The sequence below is a fragment of the Thalassobacter stenotrophicus genome, from assembly GCF_001458315.1.
Classification (GTDB): Bacteria; Pseudomonadota; Alphaproteobacteria; order Rhodobacterales; family Rhodobacteraceae; genus Thalassobacter; species Thalassobacter stenotrophicus.
The window spans coordinates 187,187-202,347 of sequence record NZ_CYRX01000033.1 but is presented as its reverse complement, the minus strand read 5'-3'; the positions used below and the strand labels follow the sequence as shown (position 1 = coordinate 202,347).

Annotated in this window: 20 protein-coding genes; 4 read left to right on the top strand and 16 right to left on the bottom strand. The window is 60.2% G+C overall.

The genetic code is table 11. The features are described 5' to 3' along the window. Positions 1 to 79 precede the first annotated feature (79 nt). Positions 80 to 286, bottom strand: a complete 207-nt coding sequence (locus tag THS5294_RS15565) for a hypothetical protein (protein ID WP_058124462.1) — start codon at positions 284 to 286, stop codon at positions 80 to 82. Positions 287 to 342: 56 nt separating this feature from the next. Continuing rightward, positions 343 to 1,416, bottom strand: coding sequence for a phenylalanine--tRNA ligase subunit alpha (gene pheS / locus THS5294_RS15560; RefSeq protein ID WP_038004344.1), 1,074 nt, complete (start codon positions 1,414 to 1,416; stop codon positions 343 to 345). A gap of 215 nt (positions 1,417 to 1,631) precedes the next feature. Between pheS and THS5294_RS15555 the strand changes: the two genes are divergently transcribed. Further along, complete coding sequence (locus tag THS5294_RS15555; RefSeq protein ID WP_058124461.1) at positions 1,632 to 1,877, top strand: TFIIB-type zinc ribbon-containing protein; 246 nt, start codon at positions 1,632 to 1,634, stop codon at positions 1,875 to 1,877. A 130-nt stretch (positions 1,878 to 2,007) separates the two neighbouring features. Here the strand turns inward: THS5294_RS15555 and THS5294_RS15550 are convergent, their stop codons facing one another. The 5 genes from THS5294_RS15550 to pyk form a co-directional block, all read right to left on the bottom strand. Then, positions 2,008 to 2,433, bottom strand: a complete 426-nt coding sequence (locus THS5294_RS15550; protein ID WP_233486502.1) for a BLUF domain-containing protein — start codon at positions 2,431 to 2,433, stop codon at positions 2,008 to 2,010. A gap of 168 nt (positions 2,434 to 2,601) precedes the next feature. Next, the gene (rplT, locus tag THS5294_RS15545) at positions 2,602 to 2,964 is read right to left on the bottom strand and encodes a 50S ribosomal protein L20 (protein WP_038004340.1); all 363 of its coding nucleotides are present in this window, start codon (positions 2,962 to 2,964) and stop codon (positions 2,602 to 2,604) included. A gap of 15 nt (positions 2,965 to 2,979) precedes the next feature. Then, positions 2,980 to 3,180, bottom strand: coding sequence for a 50S ribosomal protein L35 (rpmI, locus tag THS5294_RS15540; RefSeq protein ID WP_038004338.1), 201 nt, complete (start codon positions 3,178 to 3,180; stop codon positions 2,980 to 2,982). 122 nt (positions 3,181 to 3,302) lie between these two features. Next, complete coding sequence (locus tag THS5294_RS15535; RefSeq protein WP_058124460.1) at positions 3,303 to 3,542, bottom strand: hypothetical protein; 240 nt, start codon at positions 3,540 to 3,542, stop codon at positions 3,303 to 3,305. Continuing rightward, on the bottom strand, positions 3,535 to 4,980 hold the full coding sequence (pyk, locus tag THS5294_RS15530; protein WP_038004335.1) for a pyruvate kinase: 1,446 nt from the start codon (positions 4,978 to 4,980) through the stop codon (positions 3,535 to 3,537). Before pyk ends, THS5294_RS15535 begins: the two co-directional genes overlap by 8 nt. A gap of 136 nt (positions 4,981 to 5,116) precedes the next feature. Between pyk and THS5294_RS15525 the strand changes: the two genes are divergently transcribed. Next, complete coding sequence (locus THS5294_RS15525; protein ID WP_058124459.1) at positions 5,117 to 5,875, top strand: N-formylglutamate amidohydrolase; 759 nt, start codon at positions 5,117 to 5,119, stop codon at positions 5,873 to 5,875. Beyond that, positions 5,868 to 6,185, top strand: coding sequence for a DUF1244 domain-containing protein (locus tag THS5294_RS15520; RefSeq protein ID WP_058124458.1), 318 nt, complete (start codon positions 5,868 to 5,870; stop codon positions 6,183 to 6,185). Before THS5294_RS15525 ends, THS5294_RS15520 begins: the two co-directional genes overlap by 8 nt. Positions 6,186 to 6,264: 79 nt before the next feature. Here the strand turns inward: THS5294_RS15520 and THS5294_RS15515 are convergent, their stop codons facing one another. Continuing rightward, on the bottom strand, positions 6,265 to 7,119 hold the full coding sequence (locus tag THS5294_RS15515; RefSeq protein ID WP_058124457.1) for a D-amino-acid transaminase: 855 nt from the start codon (positions 7,117 to 7,119) through the stop codon (positions 6,265 to 6,267). Positions 7,120 to 7,219: 100 nt separating this feature from the next. On the opposite strand from THS5294_RS15515, the gene THS5294_RS15510 reads away from it, so the two are divergent. After that, positions 7,220 to 8,017: a M15 family metallopeptidase gene (locus THS5294_RS15510; RefSeq protein WP_058124456.1), complete on the top strand. Its 798-nt coding sequence runs from the start codon at positions 7,220 to 7,222 to the stop codon at positions 8,015 to 8,017. On the opposite strand, the gene THS5294_RS15505 is transcribed toward THS5294_RS15510, so the two are convergent. From THS5294_RS15505 to THS5294_RS15470, 8 genes are all read right to left on the bottom strand, one after another. Further along, the gene (locus tag THS5294_RS15505; RefSeq protein WP_038004329.1) at positions 8,014 to 8,253 is read right to left on the bottom strand and encodes a hypothetical protein; all 240 of its coding nucleotides are present in this window, start codon (positions 8,251 to 8,253) and stop codon (positions 8,014 to 8,016) included. The genes THS5294_RS15510 and THS5294_RS15505 overlap by 4 nt on opposite strands. A gap of 74 nt (positions 8,254 to 8,327) precedes the next feature. Then, a complete protein-coding gene (cobM, locus tag THS5294_RS15500; RefSeq protein ID WP_038004328.1) occupies positions 8,328 to 9,095 on the bottom strand; it encodes a precorrin-4 C(11)-methyltransferase in 768 nt (255 codons plus the stop codon). Between the two features lie 82 nt (positions 9,096 to 9,177). Further along, positions 9,178 to 10,995 carry a precorrin-3B C(17)-methyltransferase gene (gene cobJ, locus THS5294_RS15495; RefSeq protein WP_058124455.1) on the bottom strand — a complete coding sequence of 606 codons (1,818 nt, stop codon included), beginning with the start codon at positions 10,993 to 10,995 and terminating at the stop codon, positions 9,178 to 9,180. Further along, on the bottom strand, positions 10,986 to 11,687 hold the full coding sequence (cobI, locus tag THS5294_RS15490) for a precorrin-2 C(20)-methyltransferase (RefSeq protein WP_058124454.1): 702 nt from the start codon (positions 11,685 to 11,687) through the stop codon (positions 10,986 to 10,988). Before cobI ends, cobJ begins: the two co-directional genes overlap by 10 nt. Further along, on the bottom strand, positions 11,684 to 12,904 hold the full coding sequence (locus THS5294_RS15485) for a bifunctional cobalt-precorrin-7 (C(5))-methyltransferase/cobalt-precorrin-6B (C(15))-methyltransferase (protein WP_058124453.1): 1,221 nt from the start codon (positions 12,902 to 12,904) through the stop codon (positions 11,684 to 11,686). The genes cobI and THS5294_RS15485 overlap by 4 nt, the downstream gene beginning before the upstream one ends. Then, a complete protein-coding gene (locus THS5294_RS15480) occupies positions 12,901 to 13,539 on the bottom strand; it encodes a precorrin-8X methylmutase (RefSeq protein WP_058124452.1) in 639 nt (212 codons plus the stop codon). The genes THS5294_RS15485 and THS5294_RS15480 overlap by 4 nt, the downstream gene beginning before the upstream one ends. Positions 13,540 to 13,602: 63 nt before the next feature. After that, complete coding sequence (locus THS5294_RS15475) at positions 13,603 to 14,814, bottom strand: sirohydrochlorin chelatase (protein WP_058124451.1); 1,212 nt, start codon at positions 14,812 to 14,814, stop codon at positions 13,603 to 13,605. After that, the gene (locus tag THS5294_RS15470; protein WP_233486501.1) at positions 14,811 to 15,026 is read right to left on the bottom strand and encodes a DUF6732 family protein; all 216 of its coding nucleotides are present in this window, start codon (positions 15,024 to 15,026) and stop codon (positions 14,811 to 14,813) included. Before THS5294_RS15470 ends, THS5294_RS15475 begins: the two co-directional genes overlap by 4 nt. Between the last annotated feature and the right edge of the window lie 135 nt (positions 15,027 to 15,161).

The window sequence follows — 15,161 nt, the reverse complement described above, 5'->3', positions numbered from 1 at the left end:
CGCACAGGGGAAAGACCTGCTGCACAAACGCGCCGCTTGGGCGGTGGAAATTGTCTGATTGACCGCCCCTTGCTGGCCATCAATCACGGTCTTGGTTATGTCCACGCTTGGCATCGAGCCATTTGTCCACCAGCAAGATAGGCGCAAGGACGATGGTCCAACCGATGGTGTTCAAAACGGTGAAGGCCAGCTTGGTCGAGGTGTCCATCCCAGAGCGCCACAAAGCCACGTGCGCTAACACGATGCAAACGACCAACCCAGTGACCAACCATCCGCGCAGCTTCATTTCCCACCCCTTGTCCTGATGCCCATAGACATAGGCGTCAGGCGGCGCGTGTCACCTTAGCGGCTAAGGCCCGCGTGCAGACTGGGCGCATCCAGCGATGCAAACCCATAGTTCCGCAACCACCGCAGGTCGCTATCAAAGAACGCGCGCAGGTCGGGAATGCCGTATTTCAACATCGCAATCCGGTCAATGCCGACACCAAATGCAAAACCCTGATAGACGCTCGGGTCGATCCCACCGGCCTGCAGCACCTTGGGGTGGACCATGCCAGAGCCGAGGATTTCGAGCCAATCATCGCCCTCACCCACCTTCAACTGGCCACCTTCCCATGAACACCGGATATCCACCTCAGCCGACGGTTCGGTGAAGGGGAAATGCGAGGCGCGGAAGCGCAGCTCAACATCATCCACCTCAAAGAAGGCCTTCACGAACTCTTCAAGGCACCATTTTAGGTTCGCCATCGAGATGTCGGTATCAATCGCCAAACCCTCAACCTGATGGAACATCGGCGTGTGGGTTTGGTCGTAGTCGGCGCGATACACGCGACCGGGGCAAATCACCCGAATGGGCGCGCCCTGTTTCTCCATCGAGCGGATTTGTACGGGGCTGGTGTGGGTGCGCAGCACATGGGGTGGGCGGTCATCACCCTCCGCACGCGCCATGTAGAACGTGTCCATCTCGGCGCGCGCAGGGTGGTGGCCGGGAATATTCAGGGCGTCAAAGTTATACCAATCGGTCTCGACCTGCGGCCCTTCGGCCACAGAGAACCCCATGTCAGCAAAAATCGCGGTGACCTCTTCGGTCACTTGGCTGATCGGGTGGATCGAACCCTGACGTGCGTGGCGCGCCGGCAACGTCACATCCAGCCATTCGCTGCGCAAACGCTCATCGAGCGCGGCATCCGCCAAAGCGGCCTTCTTGGCAGCGATGGCCGAGTTGACCTCATTCTTGAGAGCGTTGAGCGCGGGCCCGGCAACTTGCCGTTCCTCAGCTGTCATCTTACCCAGTTCGCGCATTTTCAGAGCGATCTCGCCCTTTTTGCCGACAGCGGCGAGGCGGATGGCCTCCAGCGCGGCTTCATCGGCGGCGGCCGCGATTTGGGTCAGGTATGTGTCGCGCAACTCTTGCATCAGACGTCTCCGGATTGGCTGATGAGCGTGCTACCGGGGATGAAGGTTAGGCGCAAGGGTCGGGGACGCGCCGCGTTCAGAATGCTCCCACCACTGAGCTGCACATGCACCTAACACTCACAGGGATTTAGCCACCCTATCGCACGCATATTGGTTTCGCTGATGCCATTCTGCAGGCCACTCCAAACCCTAAATCTGGAAAAGACTTAGACGCTATGCAATGCCCAGTAGACGGTACTCGACTCATGATGTCAGATCGCAATGGGGTCGAAATTGACTATTGCCCGCAGTGTCGTGGCGTGTGGCTTGATGGCGGCGAGTTAGACAAAATCATCGAACGCAGCATCCCCGCCGCAGCCACCGCCAGCCCTCGGCCACCACGTGGCTACAACCAAGGCTATGAAGAGCGCCCCAGAAAGAAAAAACGCGACAGCTTCTTGAGCGAGATTTTCGACTTTTAGTCACCGCATCAGCGCGCTTGATCACCGAGAAAGCGCCTGCATCCGTGCGGGAGCTTTTTTTGAAGCTAGTCGAATGTGGATTCCGTATGCCCCAGCCAAAGTCGCCTGAAACAAGAGCTTGAAGGGCTTTCTAAGTGTCTGCTGCCCGCTCCACATTCTCCGCCAAAGCTTCGAACACTTTGATGACATCGGATGGCGTCGCCCTATCCAGCGCTCCATCAGCTATCTCTTGTCGGGACCAAATGAGGGATTTGGCCGGATCATGCAGCATCGCCCAATCCGCAAACATCCTGCGTGAAATCGACCGAGAGACCAGTTTGCGGGGGCTCACATGCCGATCATCACGGAGGATGCGGGCATAGGTTGCCTCAACCTCTGCGGTGGGACCTTCAAGCAGCTGTAAGAAAATATCATGACGGCAGACCAAAGCGCCCGTGACACCATCGCGTTCGTTACAGCGGCGGGCATCGAGCAGAATATTGCTGAGAATGGCTGCATCATATCCGAAGGGCTGAGATACATAAATTATTTGAGAGAGATCGGTGATGATCGTCACTCCTTTCAGATCGGCGCGTCCCGAACCTAGAACTGAGTATCAGTTATGATCGACGCCCCGTGTATCACACCTACGCTCGTCCTGTCCGTATGTCTTGCTCAAACTGGACAAAACAAAAAGGCCCCCACGTTTCCGCGGGGGCCTTTTAAAAACTATTACTAGATCGGCTTAGGCCAATGCAGCTTTCGCTTGGTCCACAACCGCACCGAACGCGTCGGGCTCGTGAACGGCGAGGTCGGCCAGTACTTTCCGGTCAACTTCGATGCCAGCTTTCGCCAGACCGTTGATGAACTTGGAGTATGTCAGGCTCTCGTCGTGCGAACGAACAGCGGCGTTGATCCGCTGGATCCACAGCGCGCGGAAATTGCGCTTGCGATTCTTACGGTCGCGTGTGGCGTATTGGTTCGCTTTGTCGACCGCCTGCGTAGCAGTCCGAAAGGCGTTCTTACGGCGACCGTAATAACCTTTGGCGGCCTTGATGACCTTCTTGTGACGGGCGTGGGTGACTTTACCAGATGTAACGCGGCTCATATCTCGAACTCCTGCTTAGCGGTCGTAGGGCATGTAGCTCTTGACGATACGTGCGTCAGGAGCGGACAGGGTCGTGGTGCCACGGGCGTCACGGATGAATTTGGTGGTGCGCTTGATCATGCCGTGGCGTTTGCCTGCCTGACCAGCTTTGACCTTCCCGGAGGCGGTCATCTTGAAGCGCTTTTTGGCGCTCGATTTCGTCTTCATCTTGGGCATTTCGGTCTCCTATCGGATACGTGTTGCCGCGCGACTCGGCATGCCACTTGCGCCGGTCTCGCGGATTAGAACGCCTCCTTTACGGAGACACAGAAGGTTTGGCAAGCCCAATGCGCACGATCCTACCGGATCAATCGCGCAAGGATTTCCACAAAGGCCACCGGGATCGTGTCCAGCGCGATTCCCTCTTGCGATCCGACCCATGCAAACCCGCATGAGGCGACGATCGTGACCAACACGCCAAGCCACGGAAACCGACGCTCGGCCCAGCCGGACATGACGCTTGATGCCCCCAGCGCCATCAGCACCGTCATCAAAACGATGAACAGTCCCGGGTCACCGATGGGCGGTAGCTCAGTCACCCTCGCCTGCGTAGATCAGCTTTTCGTCACAAGGCGCGACGCGCAGAATGTTGGTCGAACCGACTTGGTTGAACGGGATCCCGGCGGTCACGACGACCTGATCCTGCTCCTCTGCAAAGCCCGCCGTTTTTGCGGCCCGCACCGCTGATACAACCGCCAGCTTGAACCGCTCGACCTCATGGCTGATGACGGTGTGCACGCCCCACGTCAGGCAAATGCGCCGGGCGCTGTTGGCGAATGGGGTCAACGCGATGATCGGCACGCGCGGCCGTTCACGAGCCACCTTAACCGCCGTCGTACCCGAGTGCGTGAAGCAACAGATCGCCTTGATGTCGGTGGTTTCCGCGATTTCACGCGCCGCGGCCACGATCCCGTCGGCCGTTGTGGTGCGCGTGGCGGTGCGGCTCGCCTCAATAATCTCGCGGTAGGTTGGGTCGCTTTCAACCTCAACAGCCACGTTGTTCATCGTGCTGACTGCCTCTAGCGGGTACGATCCTGCGGCAGATTCCGCGCTCAGCATAATGGCGTCCGCGCCCTCATAGATGGCCTGCGCCACATCCGACACCTCGGCCCGCGTGGGCATGGGGCTGTCGATCATACTCTCCAGCATCTGGGTCGCAACGATCACGGGCTTTGCCGCGCTCCGACAGCGACGCACAAGGCGTTTTTGAATCGGGGGCACGGCCTGCACCGGCAGTTCAACGCCAAGATCACCGCGCGCCACCATGATGCCGTCAGACGCGGCAAGGATTTCTTCAAATGCTTCTACGGCGGCGGGCTTTTCGATCTTCGACAGCAGTGCGGCCCGGCCTTTCGCCAAGTCGCGCGCTTCATCCACGTCGGCCGCGCGTTGCACGAACGACAGCGCCAACCAATCGACGCCCAACTCACATACGAACTCAAGATCGCTGCGGTCTTTTTCGGACAACGCAGCCAAGGGCAGTACCACATCAGGCACGTTCACACCCTTGCGGTTCGAAATCGTACCGCCGATCACAACAGTGCATTGTGCGAAATCGGGCCCGCAATCATCAACCGTAAGCCGCAGTTTGCCGTCGTTCACCAGCAACGTGGCACCAGGACGAAGGGCTTCAAAAATCTCGGGGTGGGGCAGCTGAACACGGGTCGCATCGCCGGGCGCATCGCTCAGATCAAATCGAAACGGCGCACCGGCTTCAATCTCGGCGCTATCGCCTGCAAACACACCGCACCGCAGCTTTGGCCCCTGCAAATCCGCAAGGATCGCGATGGGCCGGCCGGTATCACGCTCCAGATCTCGGATCATCGCGTGGCGCGCCCGGATCTCAGAATGATCACCATGGCTCATGTTCAGGCGGAACACATCCGCGCCCGCCTCAAACAACGCCTTAATCGTCTGATAGTCGTTGGATGCGGGCCCCAAAGTAGCCACGATTTTCACATTCCGATGCCGGCGCATTCTGCTCGTTCCTTCTAATTTCGTCTCATCCACGGCCAACACATCAAAATGTTAGCGCAAACATTACCGCTTTAATGCCCGAAGTCTGGGTCAGGCACAACTGGTCACCGCCATAGAAGACCTTTATATCAGCCCTATGACAAGAGCCCTCTCCCCGCCTTACGAAACGCTTCCCGGTCCGGCGACTGCCCGGTGGGTTATCACGTGTGACCATGCAAGCAACCGTATCCCCGAAGAAATCGGCTGCCTCGGCCTGCCCGAAACAGACATGGGGCGGCATATCGCCTACGATGTGGGGGCCGCCGGTGTTACCCGCCACTTGGCTGTGCATCTAAACGCGCCTGCCGTGTTGTCGACCTATTCGCGCTTGGTGATTGATCCCAACCGAGGGGAGGACGACCCAACGCTTATGATGCGCCTCTACGACGGCTCGATCATACCCGCCAACCGCCACGCCACCGAAGCAGAACGTGAGCGGAGGCTCGCCCTCTATCACCGCCCCTATCACGACACGCTGGCACAAACGATCAACGCCACGCCCGACGCGGCGATCGTTGCCATTCACTCCTTCACGCCTCAGCTCAAAGGCCGCGCGCCCCGACCATGGGAAATCAGCGTCCTGTTTTCCGATACAGACGACAGGCTGTCTCGCGCGCTGATCACTGCCCTAAACGCCGAGGAAAACCTTTGCGTCGGCGTGAATGAACCCTATCATGGGCACCTACCCGAGGATGCATTGCACCGGCATGGTTTGCGTACCGGGCGCCTGCATACACTCATCGAAATCCGCAACGATCTGATCGAAACAGCCGCGCAACAAAAGGCATGGGCCATACGGCTCGCCCCGCTACTCGAACACGCGCGCGCCACCCTAAAGGAGCCTATCCATGGATGACCAAACCCGCATCGAAATCGAAGCCGCCGCCTTCCGCCGGCTCCGCAAGCACCTGATCGAAGATCGTCCAGACGCACAAAACATCGACATGATGAACCTCGCAGGTTTTTGCCGCAACTGCCTGTCGCGCTGGTACCAAGAGGCCGCCGCAGAACATGGGATCGAGATGACCAAAGACGCCGCGCGCGAAACCTACTACGGCATGCCCATGTCCGAATGGAAGGCCAAGCACCAGACCGAGGCCACCGCCGAACAGCAAGCCGCGTTCGACACATCCTTCAAAGAAAACGTCACCAACAAAGACGGCTGAGCAAACAAGAAGGGGGGCCGCGACGCCCCCCTCCTTTGTTCACAAAATACTCCCGCCGGAGGCTTCCTCCAGCGCAGCACTAGATGGCCTTTGCAAGGCTCTCCTCAAGATAGATCTCACGCAAACGCGCAGCCACAGGCCCAGGCTTCCCGGTTCCGATTTGCGCCCCATCCAATGACACCACCGGCATCACAAACGTCGAGGCCGAGGTCACAAACGCCTCATCCGCAGTCGCCGCTTCTTCGAGTGTAAAGGACCGCTCCTCTACCTGCATCTGCGCCTCTTGCGCCATGCGCAGTACAGCGGCGCGGGTAATCCCGTGCAAAATTTCGTTGCCCAAATGGCGGGTCACGATCGTGTTGCCCTTAACAATGTATGCATTGTTAGACGTGCCCTCTGTGACGGCGCCATCCTCGACCATCCACGCATCGTCTGCACCCGCAGCCTTGGCCATCATCTTGCCCATCGACGGGTACAATAGCTGCACGGTCTTAATGTCCCGCCGACCCCAGCGTTGATCTTCGATCGAAATGACCGAGATCCCCTTTTCCGCCACAGGGTTCGCCGCCAATCCGGGCTTGGACTGTGTAAACAAAACCAACGACGGCGCGGCATCTACCGGATAGGCAAAATCACGATCTGCTGCCCCGCGCGTGACCTGCAAATAAACCAAGCCTTCATCGATCCCATTCGCCCGCACCAATTCGCGGTGAATTTCCAACAATTCGTCCATCGTGCAGGGTGCGGGCATATCCAACTCAGACAATGAGCGCTCGAGCCGTTTGGCGTGCCCCTCAAAGTCGATCAGCTTGCCGCCCAGTACACTCGTGACCTCATACACCCCGTCCGCGAACAAAAACCCCCGGTCGAACACGGAAATTTTGGCGTCTTCTTCGGGCACATAGGCCCCGTTCACATAGACGGTTCTGGACATGGGGAAGCCTCCTGATTGGGTCGCACGGTTATGTGCCCGCCCGCGTCAGACCGTCAAGTCCAGCCTTGCCGAAAGGGTCATAAGGCCGCAAAAAGGCGCCATGATCCAATCTGTTACCCAAGGTGTTCTTGGCACCTATCGCACTCAATCCATTGCGGAGCGCGTGGCCCGCGCCGAAGCGCTCCGCCCCGGCTACCGCGACCATCCGATGGACGTCAGCGCCCCGGCGCAACGCGACGCTATGGTGGATTTGCGCGCATCAGGGATCGCGGGCGAGAACTACTACCACAGTCTGCACAACCCGCCGTATCACACCAAAATCGACGGCTCGGTGCCTGATCTGTTGCTGCGTGCCCCGCTCGCGGAACGCCTACAAACCGTCAACACGGTCCTCGCCCCATACGGGCTAGAGCTGTGGGTGTTTGATGCGTGGCGACCCATCGCCGTGCAAAACTATTTTCATGACCACTGGATGCCTACCCATCTGCGCCGCCACGATCCAAGCCTTGAGGGTGCCGCCCTTCAGGCGGAAGTGGAGAAATACTGGGCGCGCGGCGCGCCCGGCGGCATGATTGATCCAACCTCACCGCCGCCCCACGCCACAGGGGCCGCCGTGGACCTGACGCTGCGCAGGATCGGAGGGGACGCGTTGTTCATGGGCTCAGTCTTTGACGATGTGACAGAAATATCGAACACCGCACATTTGGAAACCGCCTCAGACGTCATGTCTTTCTCGGCGATTGAGGCGCGAGACAACCGGCGCATGCTCTTTTGGGTGATGGATGCGGCGGGTTTTGCCAACAACCCGACGGAGTGGTGGCACTTTTCTCTGGGTGATCAAATGTGGGCCCGCATTACCGGTGCGGAGGCCGCCTATTACGGGCCAGCGCCGATTTAGGTGCGGGCGGTATCACGCCCAAAAACGTATCTCAGAAAGCCGCGCGCTTCATCGACCGCATCGATATAGGCCTCTGACAACAACTGCTCACCGTCGAAAACCAAAACAAAACCCCGCAAAAGCGGGGCGTCCTTTATATCCATATCCAGACCGTTTTCAGTAAGCGCATAAACCGGCAGGGACGCATCCCCCACACGGACGTGAACATTTGAATGGTCTTGAATAAGCGTGCTCATGGTTGGTCCTCTCTTATGAACACCACCGTGGCACGCCATTCGTTAAGGGCGGGTTTAATACCCGCAGAAAAACCTCAGGCGCGCGCTTTTGGCCTGAGAACATGGGGCATCGCCGGGTCATAAAGCGCGCTATCGCGGAAATCTTGGACCTCCCGCAGGGCTGGACCGACCAGAATCAGTGCGGTGCGCGTTATCTTGGCGGCGCGTATCTTGGGCTGAATGTCCGAGATCGTGCCCTTTACAAACATCTGATCTGGCCAGCCAACACGGTATGCCACAACCACGGGACAATCTGCGCCGTAATGCGGGGTCAAAACGCGCTCAATCTCCCGCAGGTTCCGGATGCCTAGATGGATCGCCAGCGTCGCCCCCGTGCGCGCAAAGTTTTCCAACGTCTCGTTGGGCGGCATAGAGGTGGACTTCATGCTCACCCGCGTCAGGATGATCGACTGAGCAACCTCAGGGATTGTCAGCTCTTGTCCCAAGGCGGCCGCGGCCGCGGCGTAGGCGGGCACACCGGGCACCACTTGGTAGTCAATGCCATCAGCCTTTAGGCGACGAATTTGCTCTGCGATCGCACCATAAAGCGATGGATCACCGGAGTGCACACGCGCCACGTCTTGGCCTTGGCCATGGGCCGCAACAATCTCTGCGTGGGTTTCGTCCAGCGTCATCGAGGCGGTGTCCAACACCCGCGCGCCCTCTGGCGCCTCTGCCACGACCTGCTCAGGCACAAGTGAACCCGCGTAGAGGCAGACCGGACAGGCCCGGATCAAACGTTGCGCCTTGAGCGTTAGCAGCTCGGGGTCGCCAGGGCCTGCGCCAATGAAATAGACAGTCATAGTAGTGTTCCTTGCGAAGGAAAGGCGGCACGACAAAGCGCGGCCCAAACAGTTTCGTACCGGTATGGGAGAGCGCGCGCGCTCACCCCTGACCCTCTTTGGCCGCCTGCGCCAAATCGCCATCGATTTTACGCGCATAGCCACGTGGCGTGTACATGCGCGGCCCCTCGCCCAAATGCGCCAGCTTTGAGTGGCTGGAGCCGATGAGAACAACAGTCAACATATCGACCTCGTCTACCTCAAGGGCATCAAGGCGGCGGTAGCGGATGTATTCCTCGGGACGACCAAGTGAACTGGCCAGCATAACGGGCGTTTCCGGTGGGCGGTGCTGCAACAGGATATCGCGCGCCTCGGCCAACAGAGTCCGACGGCGTTGCGACACGGGGTTGTAAAAGGCGATGACAAAATCGCCCTCAGCCGCTGCGTGCAGACGTTTGATAATGTCTTCACGCGGGGTCAGCAGATCGCTGAGCGAAATCGCGCAGAAATCATGCCCCAGCGGGGCACCGGCACGGGCCGCAGCCCCTTGCAGGGCCGACACACCGGGTGAGCAGACGATATCCACCCGCTTGGCCGCGTCGCTTACGCCCAGTTCATCTGCACCCCGGTCGAGCAATTCAAACACCAGCGCGCCCATGGCATAGATGCCCGCATCCCCCGAACACACCAGTGCCACGTTGCGCCCCTCGGCGGCCTTTTCCAGAGCATAACGGCAACGCGCTTCTTCACCGCCGAGCGGGAAATCACTGCGAGCCTTGCCATAGCCGAGCGGACCCAGAAGATCGATATAAAGGCCGTAGCCCACCAGTTCTTCGGCGTCGGCCACTAGTTTTGATACCTCGGGCGTGCGCCATGTGGCTTGCCCCGGACCGATCCCTACGATCGACAGCCGCCCACGCGAGCGGCCTGCGTGTTCAGTGATGGGCACAGGGTTACGGACCAGTGCGCAGGTCGTGTTGGCGGTCTTGCGCTTGGCAACCGCAAGCGCGCCATCGGGGGCCGCTGCGAGGGCCGCGCCCTCGGACACGCCGTGGCAGCCCACTTCGGCGAATACGACGTCCGAAGGGTTGGCCAGACGGGGGGCCTCAGCCTCCAACTCAGCGGCAGAATAAACCCGAAGCGGGACACCCAAACGCTCGGCAAGCTGGTTCATTGCCGGCTCATCAGCCTTTAGGTCAAGTGTGTTGACCGAAGCGATTGCACCCGGCGCAATGTCCGCCTCGGCCATCGCGGCTTGAACGTTGTCCCACAATTCGGCTGGGTCCGCATCACGGGCACAGCCCACACCCAATGCAAAAGTCTGCGGGTGGTAAACCAACCGCTCTGGCCCAGTTTCGGCGGGCTTTTCGGTGACTTCGATGGTGGCCGCAGTGCCCTTTGGCAAATCGAACAACGGCGCGCCAAGGCAGGTTGCTCCATCACCAGACAACAACGCGGCCATGGCGGTTTTGGCGTCCTCGGGGTTGGCGAGGCAATAGCCCACGGGCGGCGCATCAAGAGCCACCCCAAGGGCGACATCACCAGCTGTTGTGACGGCTGCGGTGGCGCCTATGGCATCCCCAATGGTTGCGGCAAGGCGGTTCGCACCCCGGTGCCCCCCAAGCAGAGGGATCACGATTGCCCCATCGTCCGATACGCTCAGGAGCGGCGGATCAATAGATTTATCGACCAACAAGGGCGCCACAGCGCGGATCAAAATGCCGCTGGCACATACGCCAATCACGGGCGTGCCTGCTGCAAACAACGTGCGGATATGATCCAACGCGTTCGCAAAAAACACGTCGGCTTGATCGACGCGGGTTTCGCGGCCATGCACTGGCGCGCCAAGCGCCTGCGCAATAAGATGTGCCGTGGGTTCGCCGGCCCGGTTCAGGCACAGGACAATGGGATCTAGAGCCATGGGTCGGCGCCTTTCGCGATCAGGATCATGGAGAAATAGGGTGCAGTTTCCGGCGCTTGCGCAAGGGGCAGGATAACCTCAGCCCCAAGCGTCGCGCGTTCCACATAGGTGGCGTTGTCCGTCAGGCCCGCCTCGTCCAGCAGCGCGCGTAGCTTGGGCAGGTGGCGGCCGACCTTCATGATGACCAGCGTGTCTGCGGCCTCAAGATGGGCGCGCAACTCTGCCTCTGGCAGGGGGCCGGGCAGGACAGTCATCACTTCGTTGCGCGCCACCAGCGGCATCGCCGCGCGGGCTGCACAGGCCGTGACCGAGGTCACACCGGGGACAATTTCGGTGTCATACTTAATACTGAGCCGCGCATACAGATACATGAAAGAACCGTAAAAGAACGGATCCCCCTCACACAGGCATACGACATCCTGACCCGCATCAAGGGCGGCCGCGATTTCGGCGGCTCCTTGGTCATAGGCTGCTTGAGCCGGGGCACGGGCCGGGGTCATCGGCACATCCATACGGATTTCGCGGGCCTCTGCACGGATAAAATCGGCAGCAATGCTGCGCGCAAAACTGTCGCCCCCTGCGAGCGTTGGGTAGGCAATCACGTGAGCCGATTCAATCAATTGCGCAGCCTTGCGCGTGATGAGCCCGGGGTCACCCGGACCCAGGCCCACACCAATAAATCGTCCCGTCATCTCTTTACCAAGCTCCATTGCGTGACCGGCATCAGTGGGCGCCAGCCTGTCAGGCGGCCCACGGGTTCAGCGCGGTTAACGGAGAGCTTAACCAATTGCCCCCCGTGGGTTTTGTGCAGATCGACCAGCGTCGCCTCAGATTCCAGCGTCACGGCGTTCGCGACCAACCGACCCAAGGGCCGCAGCGCGGCGAAGGCAGCAGCGAATGTCTCGGGCGACAGGCCCCCACCGATGAACACGGCATCAGGTTTTTCCAACCCATTCAGCGCCTCGGGAACCTGTCCATCAATCAGCTCCAACTTGGGCACCCCAAGCGATAATGCATTCGCAGCAGCCATGGCGCGGCGGTCCGCACGTGGCTCAATCCCGATAGCGCGGGCGTAGCGCGCCGCCCGCATCCATTCCACCGCGACGGACCCGCAGCCCGTCCCGACATCCCACAACAGCGCGCCGCGCATCGGCATCAGCTTAGCCAGTGTAATGGCGCGCACTTCTTGTTTTGTCATGGTGCCGTCGTGCTGGAACATGTCGTCCGACAGGCCCGGCACACGCGGCAAAAGGGCAGCATCAGGGGCCGCGCGGCAATCGACACAGAGGGTGTTGAACGGCGGCACTTCATGGGACCATTCCCGCGCAATCCCGTCAAAACGCTGCTCTTTTTCGCCGCCCATATTGGCCAAAACAGTCATCGGGCTGTCGCCAAATCCGCGTTCCGTCAGGAACTGCGCGATCTGGCCCGGCGTCGCGGCCCCGGTGGTCAGAATGATCAGCCGCTGATCGGGTTGAATAAACGCGATCATCTGCTCAACAGGGCGGCCATGAACGGTCAACGTCTCTACATCGGCCATCGACCAGCCCATGCGCGCACTTGCTAGCTGAAACGCGGACAGTTGCGGGTGGTACGTGATCTGCTCTGCAGGGATTGAGCGGCCAATCCGCGCCCCGACCGAAAACCACAGCGGATCTCCTGTCGCAAGAACAACAACACGCTGGTTTGCGTGCTGTTTTAACAGATCAATCAGGGCATCAAACGGGCTGGGCCATGCATAGCGCTTGGCCGTAGTCGTCTGTGCGAGGGCGTGGTGACGATCCCCGCCGATCAGGATTTCTGCGGCCTCAACCACGGCGCGTGTGGCGGGGGTCAGCCCGTCCAGACCGTCCTCACCGATGCCAACGATATGCAACCAAGGTGCGGACGTTTCGACGTGCCCGCTCATGCGTTGAGTTCCGGCAGCCCAGCGGCCAAGGCATTCACGGCCGCGCTGGCAGTCGCCGAACCACCCCGCCGCCCACGCAGAGCCACAAAGTCACAGCCCCGGGGCCGTTCCGCCAATTCGGCCTTGGATTCCGCCGCGCCGACAAACCCCACCGGAAACCCGAGGATCACGGCAGGCTTGGGCGCGCCTTGATCCAACAGTTCAAGCAAGTGAAACAGAGCCGTGGGCGCATTGCCGATTGCGACAACAGCGCCCTCCAGATGGTCGGCCCACAACTCAACCGCGGCAGCAGATCGCGTGTTGCCGATCGCGGCCGCTCGGTCCGGCACGCTAGGATCATTCAGCGTCACGATGACCTCATTCTGCGCGGGCAGATACCGGCGGATAATGCCTGCACCGACCATTTCACAATCGCACAGAACCGGCGCGCCATTCGCCAAAGCACGGTGCCCGGCCAAATAGGCACCTGGGGAATGCGCGATGCGGTCGGCAACCTCAACCATGCCACACGCATGGATCAGCCGCGTGACCAGCGCCTGCATACCACTATCGAACCGGTCCAGATTGGCCTCGGCCTGAACGGTGGCAAAGCTGGCCGCATAGATGGCCTTCGGGTCTTTTTCGTAGGGACGCAGGGCGAAATCCTCTCGGAGCGGTTGAGCCGGACGGGACGCAGATAATCAGGCGCGTGTTCGGAGTTAGGACTTAACCCGTTTGCGCGCGCTTTCGGGCCCATGAGGGTGCTTGGCGTGCGGGTATTCCGCGTGATGGTGATGCCCGTGGTCATGGTTATGAGCATGTCCATGTCCGTGGTCATGATGGTGGTGATGCGCGTGCGCATCCTGCATTTCCAACCGGCACATGCCCGTGCAGAACGTATCGCACAGCTTGCAATCCGCCACGTTTGAACCGGGCGCATTGGCCCCCTGACCTTCAACATGGTGGTGATGGCTTTCTTGGACAGCCCCCACCTCAGCCTCAAAACCCAGCACGGCGGTGCGGTATTTGCACATCACACAAGTGGACGGCGGGACCGCACCAAACGCGGGGTGCTGGCGGTCTTCGGCCTTGATGTGGTGGTGGCGGCCATCCTCCAACGCAAGCACCTGCTCACGGTAGGCGCAAAGCCCACAGTTAGGGGGTGGGGTCGCGCTATCTTGTTCAATCACACGCTCAGCAAAGGTGCGCAGAACGTCCACGTGATCGCCCAAATAACCGGCCTTGAGGAATTCAATCTCGGGGTGCTGTGCCGCGACTTGATCGGTGAAGCCATAGATCCGGTCGATCAAAATGCCCGAGAACAGGAAGTACGGGAACACGACGATCCGCTTGTAACCCAGCTTGGCCGCGTGTTGCAGGCAAGGTTCCACCAGCGGGAACGTCACGCCGGAATAGCCAACCTCACACCAGCCAAAGCCAAGGCCTTCGTGCAAAAGCCGGGCGATTTTGGCGACGTTGCCATTGGCGTCAGGATCGCTTGCGCCGCGGCCAATAACCACCAGACAGGTGTCATGATAAGGACCATCACCCGCGACTTCGCGAATGCGGGCGGCCGCCGCGGACACCATCTTGGGGTCTACGCCCAGCTCACGGCCATAGCTGACCTGTAGCCCGTTTTTCTGGGCATATGTGTTCAGAACAGTGGGGATGTCATTTTTGGCATGCATCGCTGCGAACAACATACCCGGCACCGCCAAAATCCGCGTGCAGCCTTTGGCCCGCAGAGCATCAAGACCGTCACGAATGACGGGGTTGGCGAACTCAAGATAGCCATAGTCAACCTCCCACTCAGCGGGCAGGTGGGCGGGCAGCTTTTCGGCCAGTGTCGCGAATTCATCCACCGCCGACTGCGAGCGCGAACCGTGCCCACAAATCATGACGCCGGTTTTCTGGGGAGAAGTGGTGCTCATGCGGTGGCCTCCTCGGCGGTATCTTCGGGCTCTTCGTCTTTGGCCTCGGCCTTTTTGCCCTTTAGGTGCCCCCAGATCGCAGCACCGATCGCCGCACCAATCGCAGCACCCGCAACCCAATGGTCATGGCCAGCAAGGTCCGCGATATGACCAGGGTGCGCCGCAGCCGGTCCCGCAAAAGCAGAGAGGATAAGGAAAAGAACAGGTCTCAAGGCACGCTCCATCATTCGCATGCCCCGCTGCCGTGGCCGGGATGACGATGTCGCGGTCCGCCCCCTGTCTGGGTCGGCGGGGCCCGTGATCCACCTGTCCGGCCCCGAAACGAGGCGTCGTCTGCCACTGCCTAG

Bases quoted from the DNA above. Each gene is read 5' to 3' on its own strand.
- THS5294_RS15565 (WP_058124462.1), bottom strand. From the start codon at position 286: ATGAAGCTGCGCGGATGGTTGGTCACTGGGTTGGTCGTTTGCATCGTG.
- pheS (WP_038004344.1), bottom strand. From the start codon at position 1,416: ATGCAAGAGTTGCGCGACACATACCTGACCCAAATCGCGGCCGCCGCC.
- THS5294_RS15555 (WP_058124461.1), top strand. From the start codon at position 1,632: ATGCAATGCCCAGTAGACGGTACTCGACTCATGATGTCAGATCGCAAT.
- rplT (WP_038004340.1), bottom strand. From the start codon at position 2,964: ATGAGCCGCGTTACATCTGGTAAAGTCACCCACGCCCGTCACAAGAAG.
- rpmI (WP_038004338.1), bottom strand. From the start codon at position 3,180: ATGCCCAAGATGAAGACGAAATCGAGCGCCAAAAAGCGCTTCAAGATG.
- pyk (WP_038004335.1), bottom strand. From the start codon at position 4,980: ATGCGCCGGCATCGGAATGTGAAAATCGTGGCTACTTTGGGGCCCGCA.
- THS5294_RS15525 (WP_058124459.1), top strand. From the start codon at position 5,117: ATGACAAGAGCCCTCTCCCCGCCTTACGAAACGCTTCCCGGTCCGGCG.
- THS5294_RS15520 (WP_058124458.1), top strand. From the start codon at position 5,868: ATGGATGACCAAACCCGCATCGAAATCGAAGCCGCCGCCTTCCGCCGG.
- THS5294_RS15515 (WP_058124457.1), bottom strand. From the start codon at position 7,119: ATGTCCAGAACCGTCTATGTGAACGGGGCCTATGTGCCCGAAGAAGAC.
- THS5294_RS15510 (WP_058124456.1), top strand. From the start codon at position 7,220: ATGATCCAATCTGTTACCCAAGGTGTTCTTGGCACCTATCGCACTCAA.
- THS5294_RS15505 (WP_038004329.1), bottom strand. From the start codon at position 8,253: ATGAGCACGCTTATTCAAGACCATTCAAATGTTCACGTCCGTGTGGGG.
- cobM (WP_038004328.1), bottom strand. From the start codon at position 9,095: ATGACTGTCTATTTCATTGGCGCAGGCCCTGGCGACCCCGAGCTGCTA.
- cobJ (WP_058124455.1), bottom strand. From the start codon at position 10,995: ATGGCTCTAGATCCCATTGTCCTGTGCCTGAACCGGGCCGGCGAACCC.
- cobI (WP_058124454.1), bottom strand. From the start codon at position 11,687: ATGACGGGACGATTTATTGGTGTGGGCCTGGGTCCGGGTGACCCCGGG.
- THS5294_RS15485 (WP_058124453.1), bottom strand. From the start codon at position 12,904: ATGAGCGGGCACGTCGAAACGTCCGCACCTTGGTTGCATATCGTTGGC.
- THS5294_RS15475 (WP_058124451.1), bottom strand. From the start codon at position 14,814: ATGAGCACCACTTCTCCCCAGAAAACCGGCGTCATGATTTGTGGGCAC.